This is a genomic window from Acidovorax sp. 69, from assembly GCF_002797445.1.
Classification (GTDB): domain Bacteria; phylum Pseudomonadota; class Gammaproteobacteria; order Burkholderiales; family Burkholderiaceae_C; genus Acidovorax.
The window spans coordinates 1,038,904-1,050,160 of sequence record NZ_PGEP01000001.1; the positions used below are offsets into that span (position 1 = coordinate 1,038,904).

An 11,257-nucleotide genomic window follows, 5' to 3' on the forward strand; every position below is an offset into this window, starting at 1 on the left:
TCCTGTCTGCAGTGGACAGAAAGCGATCCATGGAGATGGAGAAGAACTCCATCTCCATGAACACGGGAACGCACCCCACAGCCGCACTCTGAGGCGCTGTCTGTGGCGGGCGTGGTGTAAAAATCCATGGTGGTGTGATGCGAAAAGGCGCTAGTCCCAGGACAGCGCACCACCAGATTGGTATTCAATAACGCGGGTCTCGAAGAAGTTTCGTTCCTTCTTCAGGTCGATCATTTCGCTCATCCATGGGAACGGATTTTCTTCGTTGGGGAAGAGTGTTTCCAGTCCGATCTGCGTGGCACGGCGGTTGGCGATGTAGCGCAGATAGCCCTTGAACATGGATGCATTCATGCCGAGCACGCCACGCGGCATGGTGTCTTCTGCGTAGCGGTATTCGAGTTCAACGGCCTGCATGAACAAGGCCTTGATCCCCGCCTTGAACTCGGCTGTCCACAGGTGCGGGTTCTCCAGCTTGAGCTGGTTGATCAGGTCGATGCCGAAGTTGCAGTGCATCGACTCGTCGCGCAGGATGTATTGGTACTGTTCGGCAGCGCCGGTCATCTTGTTCTGGCGGCCCAGTGCCAGAATCTGTGTGAAGCCCACGTAGAAGAACAGGCCTTCCATCAGGCAGGCGAAGACGATCAGCGACTTGAGCAGCGTCTGGTCGGTCTCGAAGGTGCCGGTGTGGAAGTTGGGGTCCATGATCGCCTCGATGAAGGGGATCAGGAACTGGTCCTTGTCGCGGATCGATGGGACTTCCAGGTAGGCGTTGAAGATCTCGCCTTCATCGAGACCGAGCGACTCCACGATGTACTGGTAGGCGTGCGTGTGGATCGCTTCCTCGAACGCCTGGCGCAGCAGGAACTGGCGGCACTCTGGCGCGGTGATGTGGCGGTAGGTGCCCAGCACGATGTTGTTGGCAGCCAGCGAGTCTGCGGTCACGAAGAAGCCGAGGTTGCGCTTGATGATGCGGCGCTCGTCTTCTGTCAGGCCGTTGGGGTCTTTCCACAACGCGATGTCGCGCGTCATGTTCACCTCTTGCGGCATCCAGTGGTTGGCGCAAGTGGCGAGGTATTTTTCCCACGCCCACTTGTACTTAAATGGCACCAGCTGGTTGACGTCGGTTTGGCCGTTGATGATGCGCTTGTCGGCGGCGTTCACGCGGCGGTACGCGGTTGCGGCGGCAGGGGCTGCTTGCGGCGCTGCAGATGCAGTCATCGACGCGTGCACTTCTTGCAGGGAAGGGGTCTGGAAAGGCAAAGGCGGCTGTCCCGCCGGGTGGCTCTTGTTCAGTCCACCGTCCAGTTGATTTTGCGATGAGGGCTTGACTTCTTCGTCCCAGGTCAACATAGATTTTCCAGTGTTCGGATTATGAAAGCAGTGCTGCAAAAAGAAAAGCACTGAAGCGTTGTGCAGCAACGTTTTGTTGCTTCACAGCACATGCGCGACGCTTCGAATGCATGCGAGCCGTCGCGCACGAAGTTTTTATTGGCAGGCTTCGCAGCCTGGATCGTCGATGGGAGAAAACTGAACGTCTGTGGCGGGCACTGCTGCGGCTGCTTCCATCGCGTGTTGTTTGCTTTGCGTGGGCGCAAATGCACCGGTTGGTGCTTCGTCATTTCCCGAAGAAACCGAGTTGAGCTGGCGCGTGTTCACCGTGCTCATCTCGACGTGCGTGGCACTCTGCGTGCGCAGGTAGTACGTGGTCTTGAGGCCGCGGATCCAGGCCAGTTTGTAGGTGTCGTCGAGCTTCTTGCCCGACGCGCCTGCCATGTAGATGTTCAGGCTCTGCGCCTGGTCAATCCACTTCTGGCGACGGGATGCGGCTTCGACCAGCCACTGCGCCTCGACTTCAAACGCGGTGGAATACAGGTCCTTGATGTCTTGCGGCACGCGGTCGATGGGGTGCAACGAACCCTTGAAGTGCTTGAGGTCCATTATCATCACGTCGTCCCACAGGCCCAGGCGCTTGAGGTCGCGCACCAAGCCGCCGTTGATGACCGTGAACTCTCCCGACAAGTTGGACTTGACCGAGAGGTTGCCGAACGAAGGCTCAATCGATGCGTCCACACCGATGATGTTGGAGATGGTGGCTGTGGGGGCGATGGCGACGCAGTTGGAGTTGCGCATGCCGTCCTGGGCAATCTTTTTGCGCAGGGCATCCCAGTCCAACGTGACCGAGCGGTCCACTTCGACGTAACCGCCGCGTGCCTTGGCGAGCATGTCCAGCGTATCGGGGGGCAGGATGCCTTGGTCCCACAGCGATCCTTTGTAGCTTGCATACTGGCCGCGTTCTTTGGCCAGTTCAGTGGAGGCCCAATAGGCGTAATAACAAATGGCTTCCATCGAGCGGTCGGCAAACTCCACGGCCTGTTGAGACGCATAAGGAATGCGCAGCTCATACAGGCTGTCCTGAAAGCCCATCAGGCCCAGACCCACAGGCCGGTGACGAAGATTAGAGTCACGGGCTTTCTTGACGGCGTAATAGTTGATGTCGATCACGTTGTCGAGCATGCGCATGGCGACCTTGATGGTCTTCTTGAGCTTGTCGTGATCGAGTTGACCATCCTTGATGTGTTGCAGCAGGTTGACCGAACCCAGGTTGCACACAGCAGTTTCGGTGTCGCTGGTGTTGAGTGTGATTTCGGTACACAGGTTAGACGAATGCACTACACCAGCGTGCTGCTGGGGCGAGCGCACGTTGCAGGCGTCCTTGAAGGTGATCCAGGGATGGCCCGTCTCAAACAGCATCGTCAGCATCTTGCGCCACATGTCGGTGGCCTGCACCGTCTTGGCAGGTTTGATCTCGCCGCGCGCGGCCTTCTCTTCGTAGGCCACATAGGCCTTCTCAAAGTCAGCACCGAACAGGTCGTGCAGGTCTGGTACGTTGGAGGGCGAGAACAGGGTCCAGGTGCCCTTCTCCATCACGCGGCGCATGAAGAGGTCAGGAATCCAGTTGGCCGTATTCATGTCGTGCGTGCGGCGGCGGTCGTCCCCGGTGTTCTTGCGCAGTTCCAGGAATTCTTCGATATCGAGGTGCCAGGTTTCCAGGTAGGTGCAGACAGCGCCCTTGCGCTTGCCGCCCTGGTTCACGGCCACTGCCGTGTCGTTCACCACCTTCAGGAAGGGCACCACGCCCTGCGATTCGCCGTTGGTGCCCTTGATGTGCGAGCCCAGTGCGCGCACACGGGTCCAGTCATTGCCCAGGCCGCCAGCAAATTTGGACAGCAAGGCGTTTTCCTTGATCGACTCGTAGATACCGTCCAGATCGTCGGGCACCGTGGTCAGATAGCAGCTCGACAGTTGCGAGCGCAGCGTGCCACTGTTGAACAGTGTGGGCGTGCTGGACATGAAGTCAAAGGACGACAGCACTTCATAGAACTCGATGGCGCGGGCTTCGCGGTCTGCTTCATTGAGTGCGAGACCCATGGCTACACGCATGAAGAAGGCCTGGGGCAACTCGATGCGACTCTTCTTGACGTGAAGGAAGTAGCGGTCGTACAGGGTCTGCAGGCCGAGGTAGTCGAATTGCATGTCCCGCTCAGCCTTGAGCGCACTGCCCAAGCGTTGCAGGTTGTACGTCAGGAGGCGCTCGTCCAGCAGCTCGTTTTCCACGCCCTTCTTGATGAATTGGGGAAAATATTCCAGGTACGCGTGACCCATTTCATCTTGGGTCACATCCTTGCCAAGGACCTCGCGCACGATGGTGTGCAGCAGCAGGCGGGCCGTGGCGTAGGTGTAGTCAGGGTCTTTCTCGATCAGCGTGCGGGCGGCAAGGATGGATGCCTTGTAAACCTCGTCCATGGGCACGCCGTCATACAGATTGCGCATGGTTTCTGCCACGATGGGATCAGCTTTAACGTCTGCGCCCAGATTCACGCAGGCCGATTCGATCAGTGCCTGCAGGCGGCCCAGGTCCAGCACAACGCGTGCGTCACCGTCTATCACGTGCAGCAGTGGTGTGGATGGGGCGGGGGCTTGTTGTTCCGTCTGGCGAGCGCGCTCTTGAGTGCGGCGTTCGCGGTACAGCACATAGGCGCGTGCGACTTCGTGGTTTCCGCCGCGCATGAGGCCCAGCTCAACCTGGTCCTGTACGTCCTCAATATGGAAGGTGCCACCGCCGGGGCGCGAGCGTACCAGCGCACGGGTGACGTTGTGGGTCAACGTGTCAACGACTTCGCGAACGCTGGCTGAAGCGGCGCCCTGCGTTCCATGGACCGCCAGAAAGGCCTTCATCATCGCCACTGCGATTTTTTGCGGCTCGAACGGCACCACTGCGCCATTGCGGCGAATGATCTGGTAATGCGCGAACGAATTGTTGGTCCCCGCAAGCGTGGCCTGGGATGCGGAGGCATCTGCAGGCGTCGCGTGGGTAGTGGAAGGCGTATTCAAAGCAGCTTGCATGGGTGTCCTCTTCTGTGGGCTGTCTGGGGTAGGCGGGCGGCGCGGGTGCCGTCGCAATGTGCGAGTGGTGCGATCGACTTCAGTCTGTCGCACACTATATATGGTGTGTCGTGAGTGTTCAAGACACTACCGGTAGTGTACCGTCGGAACTGGTCTGAAAAAGAGAAGCGGCCTGTGGCAAGCCCGACGAGATCGGCCAACGACCTCGCGGAGAGCCCTTGCGGGTACTGTGGTTCTTGCTAAAAGTCACGCTGTGGCGTGTGATGGCGGCGGATTTCCTTCGCCAAGCCGCGTGGCGCTTGGGTGACGCATTTTGTGCAAATGCACAAAGAAAAATATTGTGTTGACGCGCCGCTGCGACAGTGTTTTTTGCGGGGCAGCAGTCTTTAGGGCTGGTGTGGTTCCGGGAACCGGCGCAGGGGCCAGTCCAGAGAATTCTTCAGGCAGACCCAGTCGAACCCAGAGCCTGGATCCTGCTTGCGTCCAGGGGCAATGTGCTCATGTCCCGCAATGTGTTCGATGGGATAGCGCTGCGCAATGTCCAGACAAAGTTGCGCCAGCGTTTGGTACTGCGCAGATTCAAACCCCTGACCCTCCAGGCCCTCCAGCTCGATGCCAATGGAATCGTCGTTGCACTGGCCGCGTCCGCGATAAAACGATTGTCCTGCGTGCCAGGCACGCAAGTCGCAGTCCACAAACTGCCATGGCACGCCGGCTCGGTCGATAAAAAAATGCGAAGAAACCTGAAGGCCCCGAATACCCTGGTAATAGGGATGTACGTCCCAGTCCAGGGTGTTGGTGAACAGTTGCTGCACTGCGCCCGTGCCATATTTTCCCGGCGGCAGGCTGATCGAGTGCACTACGATCAGATCGATATGGTTCTTGGCGGGGGGGCGCGCGCCATGATTGGGTGAATCCAGTCTTTTGGCTGAGCGGTGCCAGCCTCCCTCCCAGGGTGACGTCGCCACCGTCGATGCATCATCCGATGTCGTCATGCGGGTCTTGGTCGTTGGGGACGGCGATGTCCAGGCGGGCAATGCGATAGCGTATCTGGCGCAGGCTGATACCCAGCCGAGCTGCCGTGGCGGTGCGGTTAAAGCCCGCTTCTTTCAGTGCGCGGATCAGTATGTCCCGCTCTTGCTGATCCAGCCATGCTTGCAGATCGCTCGGTAGTGGCACCGTGCAACCTGCGTTGATAAGGGGAGGGCCGGCCTGCGTGTCTGTCGCACTTGGGTAGGAAGACGGCCCGGAAGACAATGCCGTTGCAGGAGTACCTTGGCGGGTCCCCAGGGCATCTGCCGCGCCTGATGGCCAGTCAACGTGTAACTCATCTCCATCGCTGAGCGCCACGGCGCGGTGCAGCAGGTTCTCCAGTTCCCGGACGTTGCCTGTCAGGGGGTGGGCTGCAATCGCATCCAGTGCGTGTTCGGTGAGTGCTGGCACGGGCGTCCCGGAATCTTGGGCAATTCGTGCCAGCAGCGCGGTACACAGTGCGGGCAAGTCCTCACGCCGTTCTCGCAATGGGGGTATCAGAATCTCGATCACATTGAGCCGGTAATACAGGTCCTGCCGAAAGCGGCCCGATTGCACATCGGCCGCCAGGTCCCGGTGGGTGGCGCTCACAATGCGCACATCCACCGTTTCTTCCTGGGTGGATCCCAGCGGCCGCACGCTGCGCTCCTGAATGGAACGCAGCAGCTTAGATTGCATGGCGAGCGGCAAGTCGCCAATTTCATCGAGGAACAGAGTGCCTCCGCGCGCTGCTTGAAAGTAGCCGTCCCGGTCCTGGGTGGCGCCGGTGTAAGAGCCCTTGCGGGCCCCAAAAAACTCAGCTTCCAGAAGGTTTTCGGGAATCGCCCCACAATTCACTGCAATCAGCGGACCCTCTGCGCGTTGGCTGCTGGCGTGCAGGGCCTGCGCCACGAGCTCCTTGCCGGTACCGGATTCTCCATGGATGAGGACGGGTGCCATGCCCCGCGAGACTTTGGCGATCCGCTGCTTCACGTTGCGGATGGCTTCTGACTCTCCCACCAGCTTGTCGAGCGCTGGGTTGCCATGGGCGTTTTCGGCGGTGGCTGCCATGGCCTGCCGGGTGTGACCTGAGCCGCGCGCAGCACGGGGTGCCGGAACCCCCCCTGTGCCTTGCACGGCGGACGCGACGACCGAGCGAAATTGTTTCAGATCCACCGGCTTGGTCAGGTAGTCGAAGGCCCCTGCGCGCAATGCTTCGACGGCATTTTCTGCCGATCCATACGCGGTCATGACCACACACCGTTCACGGCGCTGTTGGTCGCGCAAGTCTTGCAGCAGCTCCATGCCAAACCCGTCAGGCAGGCGCATATCGGTGATCACGGCATCGAAGCGGTGGGCCCGGAGATGATCACGTGCCTCCTGCACGCTGGAGGCGGTTTCCACGCGATAGCCTTCGCGCAGCAGGGTGAGTTCGTACAGGGTACGCAGATCGGGTTCGTCGTCAACGACAAGAATGGAGGCGGAAGGGGCGGTCATGGCAATGCAGTTCAGACCACGATGGTGTCAAACAGCGTGGCGGAGTCGGCGGGACGGGTGGTGCGGCGGAAACCGACGGTGAAGGCGTTTCCCCCTGTTTCGCCCCGTAGGGTTTCGCGGTTCAGGCGCTGGTAGCTGATGGACGCTCCGTGGCGCTGGCACAGCTCGCGGCAGATATAAAGACCCAGGCCGCTGGAGCGGCTCTCGGAAGAGAAGAAGGGCTCGAACAAATGGCGCTCCACGGATTTGTCCATGGGGGCGCCATCGCTCCAGACCTGCAGGCTGACTTGGCCAACCGGTGTGATGCGCGTGGTGACGCAAAGGGAGTCGGGCTCCTGTCCCCTGTAGCGCAATGCGTTGTCCAGCAGGTTCACCAGCACGCGGCGCAAGTGTTCCGCATCGAACTCCACCTGGGTGGCATGGGAGTCCAGTGTCACGACTGCATGGCGCTGCGCTGGGTTCTGGGCCTGCCAGTCATTCCATATTTGGGCGATGGCCTCGTCAAGCTGTACCGTGGATGCAGGTGCATGGCTGATCTGATGTTGTACGCGGGCAATGTCGAGCACTTCTTCGGCGATGCGTGCCAGTCGATCGGCATTCTGCTGGACCATGTGTGCCAGGCGCTTTTGTGCCGGATCATGCAGGTCCTCTTCCAGCAGTGCATTGGCCTGCACGATGGCTGCCAGCGGGTTGCGGATCTCATGGGCCACTGCCGCAGACATGCGGCCCATGGCGGCGAGCTTCTCGGTACGCAGGCGTGCTTCCATCTCTCGCAGATCGTGCAGGAACATCACGCACAAACGTTCAGTGTGAGCCTGAAGCGCTGCCTGGCGGGTGGACGTGAGCCACGTGCGTGCATGCAGGCCCGTAGGGCTTTGGCCTGCGTGCAGGAGATCGACATCCGCTGTTTGGGGCTGTTCGTTGCGAAAGGTGCGCTGGGCGAGGGTGACCAGGGGCTGCCATGGGAGGATCGTTGTCAGTGCGAAGGGAAGCTCGGGCAGTGTGCCTCCGCCCAACAACTGGAGCCCGGCTGGATTGGCAACGCGTACTACGTTGTTTTCATCGACCACCAGCACACCATCGGTCAGGTTCTGGATGACCAGTGCGCTGACCTGGGTCTGGACGCGCGCTGCGACTTGGCTTTGATGAGCCACCTCTTGCTCGCGCGTCAGCCGCGTGGCCAGTTGGTGCACCAGGTAGCTCACTATGAAATAGCCCGTGCCGGTGAGCGCGCTTTGCAGATAGCGTTGCGCGTCGTCGCCTGCGGTGTGTGTGCCCACCCACCAGGCCCAGCCCAGAAGCAGCAGGGTGACGCCTGCCGTGGTGCCCAGAGCCAGGGTGAGCGTGCCCAGAACGGCTGCCGTGAGGATGGGCAGACCGAACAAAGGGGTGTAATTCATGGCGCCGGCGTGCAGCAACTGCAGCGCCGTGATAGCTGCCAGGTCGACGCCAATAGAGGGAAGCCACTGGGGGCCGGCGCCTGGAGACGGCGGTCCGCGCCTGGCCAGCACGCGCAAGATCACCGTGGCCGCCAGATATGCGACGCAAACAGCCAAAACCGCAGGTTCGGTGACCTGATTGATGATTTGCCCCGCGCCCTGCAGCACCAGAAGGGCCAGCGCCACCATGAGGCGGCCCGTCAGAAATCCGCGCCAAAGTCGCACAAACGGTGCATCAACCGTGGGCAGGAAAGCATCTGCAGGCAGGGGTTGCATGGCTCAGGCCGGGCCCAGTCGCCGGTGCTCTGCGCTGCAATAGGCATGGTCGCCAAGCATCATGGCTTCTGCCTGTGGAATATGCATGCCGCAGTGTGCACAGGCCAGCATGTCCTGCGGCAGTGCGCGTGGTGAAGGTGCGGAAGACTTCGGCGCGTCATCGTCCCGGTCGCGGCGACTGCGCCAGATTCCGATGGCCACCACCAATACAACCAACAAGACCAGATATTTCATGTGCTGCGGCCAAGAACAACTTCCAGGACAAAACGGGAGCCCACATAGGCGAGCAACAGCAGGGCGGACCCTGCATACAGCACGCGCACGGCATTTCGCCCGCGCCAGCCAAAACGCGCGCGACCCAGCAGCAAGGTGGCAAAAGTCAGCCAGGACAGCAGGGAGAAGATGGCCTTGTGGTCCCACCGCCATGCGCGGCCATACAGCGTTTCTCCGAAAAGCCAACCCGCCAGCAGCGTGGCCGTGAGGAGAACAAAGCCCGCCGTTACAAAACGGAAGGTCAGCCGTTCCAGCGTGAGCAGCGGAATGCCGCTGTGCGGGTCTTCGGCTTGGCGGATATGGCGCTCTGCGCGTGTCATGAGCCAGGCGTGCACCACGGCGGCCGCAAACAGGCCATAACAGGCGATGCCCAGGGCCAGGTGCAGCGGCAACCAAGCCGACGCCGTCACGTGCAAGGGCTGTCCCGGAAACAACATCGCCAGCACAATGGCCGCTGCGCCCAAACCTGCCAACACCCAGCGGGATTGCATCTGTGGGAACAGCTGTCGCTCCACGGCGTACACCGTGAGAACCAGCCAGGCAGTCATTGACAAGGCGGGTGCAAAACCAAACCGAGGGGCATCGCCCCACAGGCCCCAGACCAGCACTGCGCCGTGCAACAGCCAGGCTACCAGCAGTGCGTTGCGCGCCGCTACGGCCCCTAGCCGCGAGGCAGCAGCGGCGGGCACGGCGTATGCCACGGCGGCGGCAAGGGCCAGCAGCCAGCTGACGGGGGAAGCACTGGGTAAAATCATGGGTACAGTTTAGCCTTTCGCCCCACCGCCAGCGCCCTGGCGGGCCCGCGTGCACAACGACAGCGTTGATGGCGCGCAGGCAACACCGGAACTTCTCCTATGGCCTCCGCCCTCACCGACAAACTCACGCGCCTCGTCAAGGAGATGCGTGGCCAGGCCCGCATTACCGAGTCCAACGTCACAGACATGCTGCGCGAAGTGCGCATGGCCCTGCTCGAAGCCGACGTGGCACTGCCCGTGGTGCGTGACTTCATTGCCCGTGTCAAGGACAAGGCGCTGGGCCAGGAAGTGTTGGGCTCTCTCAAACCGGGTCAGACGCTGGTGAGCATCGTCAATCGCGAGCTGGCCGTGACCATGGGCGAGGGCATTGCCGACATCAACCTGGCAGCCCAGCCGCCTGCCGTCATCCTGATGGCGGGTCTGCAAGGCGCGGGCAAGACCACCACCACGGCCAAGTTGGCCAAACACCTGATTGAAAAGCGCAAGAAGAAGGTGCTCACGGTGTCGGGCGACGTGTACCGCCCTGCAGCCATTGAACAGCTCAAGACCGTGACGAAGCAGGCCGGTGCGGAGTGGTTCCCGAGCACGCCGGACCAGAAACCACTGGACATCGCCTACGCCGCGCTCGACTACGCCAAGAAGCATTACTTCGACGTTCTGCTGGTTGATACCGCCGGCCGTCTTGCCATCGATGAAGCCTTGATGAAGGAAATCAAGGAACTGCACGCAGCGCTGAACCCGGTCGAGACGCTCTTCGTCGTTGATGCGATGCAGGGCCAGGATGCGATCAATACCGCCAAGGCTTTCAAGGAAGCGCTGCCACTCACCGGCATCGTTTTAACGAAGCTTGACGGTGACTCGCGCGGTGGAGCAGCGCTGTCGGTGCGGCAGATCACCGGTGCGCCCATCAAGTTCGCGGGGGTTTCGGAAAAAATCGACGGGCTGGAAGTGTTTGACGCCGAGCGCCATGCGGGGCGCATCCTGGGCATGGGCGACATCGTGGCGCTGGTGGAGCAGGTCACTGCCGGTGTCGACATGGAGGCTGCACAAAAGCTGGCCGCCAAGGTCAAGAGCGGAGACGGCTTCGACCTGAATGACTTTCTGTCCCAGATCCAGCAGATGAAGCAAATGGGTGGTCTGTCCAGTTTGATGGACAAGTTGCCTTCTCAGCTCACCGCCAAGGCGGGTGCGGTGGACATGGACAAGGCCGAGAAGGACATCAAGCGCAAGGAAGGCATCATTCAAAGCATGACGCCCAAGGAGCGCCGCAAACCCGAGATCATCAAGGCCACCCGGAAGAAGCGCATTGCCGATGGTGCCGGGGTGCATGTCCAGGAGGTCAACCGCTTGCTCAAGGAGTTTGAGCAGATGCAGGGCATGATGAAAAAGATGAAGGGCGGTGGCCTGATGAAAATGATGAAGAAGATGGGTGGCATGAAGGGCATGGGTGGTGGAGGCATGCCCAAGATGCCTTTCTGATTTTTTCAAGCCTTTTTGGCACTATGCGCCGTAGTCGTATGCCTGAGGTGCTATGAAAACAGGAGCCAATAGAAAAGCCGACAGAGATGTCGGCTTTTTTGTGGGTTCGGCGGACGGCGTTCC

8 protein-coding genes are annotated in these 11,257 nt (G+C 60.7%); 1 reads left to right on the forward strand and 7 read right to left on the reverse strand.

What is annotated here, in order from left to right:
- Nucleotides 1-150 precede the first annotated feature (150 nt).
- The 7 genes from CLU85_RS04825 to CLU85_RS04855 form a co-directional block, all read right to left on the reverse strand.
- Nucleotides 151-1,350, reverse strand: a complete 1,200-nt coding sequence (locus tag CLU85_RS04825; protein WP_100409291.1) for a ribonucleotide-diphosphate reductase subunit beta — start codon at nucleotides 1,348-1,350, stop codon at nucleotides 151-153.
- Between the two features lie 135 nt (nucleotides 1,351-1,485).
- Nucleotides 1,486-4,404, reverse strand: coding sequence for a ribonucleoside-diphosphate reductase subunit alpha (locus tag CLU85_RS04830; protein WP_100409292.1), 2,919 nt, complete (start codon nucleotides 4,402-4,404; stop codon nucleotides 1,486-1,488).
- Between the two features lie 386 nt (nucleotides 4,405-4,790).
- Nucleotides 4,791-5,399 carry a 1,6-anhydro-N-acetylmuramyl-L-alanine amidase AmpD gene (ampD, locus tag CLU85_RS04835; RefSeq protein ID WP_100409293.1) on the reverse strand — a complete coding sequence of 203 codons (609 nt, stop codon included), beginning with the start codon at nucleotides 5,397-5,399 and terminating at the stop codon, nucleotides 4,791-4,793.
- On the reverse strand, nucleotides 5,383-6,912 hold the full coding sequence (locus CLU85_RS04840) for a sigma-54 dependent transcriptional regulator (protein ID WP_100409294.1): 1,530 nt from the start codon (nucleotides 6,910-6,912) through the stop codon (nucleotides 5,383-5,385). Before CLU85_RS04840 ends, ampD begins: the two co-directional genes overlap by 17 nt.
- Nucleotides 6,913-6,923: 11 nt before the next feature.
- Nucleotides 6,924-8,627, reverse strand: a complete 1,704-nt coding sequence (locus tag CLU85_RS04845) for a PAS domain-containing sensor histidine kinase (protein WP_100409295.1) — start codon at nucleotides 8,625-8,627, stop codon at nucleotides 6,924-6,926.
- A gap of 3 nt (nucleotides 8,628-8,630) precedes the next feature.
- Nucleotides 8,631-8,861: a PP0621 family protein gene (locus tag CLU85_RS04850; RefSeq protein WP_100409296.1), complete on the reverse strand. Its 231-nt coding sequence runs from the start codon at nucleotides 8,859-8,861 to the stop codon at nucleotides 8,631-8,633.
- On the reverse strand, nucleotides 8,858-9,655 hold the full coding sequence (locus CLU85_RS04855) for an inner membrane protein YpjD (RefSeq protein WP_100409297.1): 798 nt from the start codon (nucleotides 9,653-9,655) through the stop codon (nucleotides 8,858-8,860). The genes CLU85_RS04850 and CLU85_RS04855 overlap by 4 nt, the downstream gene beginning before the upstream one ends.
- A gap of 99 nt (nucleotides 9,656-9,754) precedes the next feature.
- On the opposite strand from CLU85_RS04855, the gene ffh reads away from it, so the two are divergent.
- On the forward strand, nucleotides 9,755-11,134 hold the full coding sequence (gene ffh, locus CLU85_RS04860) for a signal recognition particle protein (protein ID WP_100409298.1): 1,380 nt from the start codon (nucleotides 9,755-9,757) through the stop codon (nucleotides 11,132-11,134).
- The last annotated feature ends 123 nt before the right edge of the window (nucleotides 11,135-11,257 follow it).

Coding starts and splice junctions, on each gene's coding strand:
- CLU85_RS04855 (WP_100409297.1), bottom strand. CDS start 9,655: ATGATTTTACCCAGTGCTTCCCCCGTCAGCTGGCTGCTGGCCCTTGCC.
- ffh (WP_100409298.1), top strand. CDS start 9,755: ATGGCCTCCGCCCTCACCGACAAACTCACGCGCCTCGTCAAGGAGATG.
- CLU85_RS04840 (WP_100409294.1), bottom strand. CDS start 6,912: ATGACCGCCCCTTCCGCCTCCATTCTTGTCGTTGACGACGAACCCGAT.
- CLU85_RS04830 (WP_100409292.1), bottom strand. CDS start 4,404: ATGCAAGCTGCTTTGAATACGCCTTCCACTACCCACGCGACGCCTGCA.
- CLU85_RS04825 (WP_100409291.1), bottom strand. CDS start 1,350: ATGTTGACCTGGGACGAAGAAGTCAAGCCCTCATCGCAAAATCAACTG.
- CLU85_RS04850 (WP_100409296.1), bottom strand. CDS start 8,861: ATGAAATATCTGGTCTTGTTGGTTGTATTGGTGGTGGCCATCGGAATC.
- CLU85_RS04845 (WP_100409295.1), bottom strand. CDS start 8,627: ATGCAACCCCTGCCTGCAGATGCTTTCCTGCCCACGGTTGATGCACCG.
- ampD (WP_100409293.1), bottom strand. CDS start 5,399: ATGACGACATCGGATGATGCATCGACGGTGGCGACGTCACCCTGGGAG.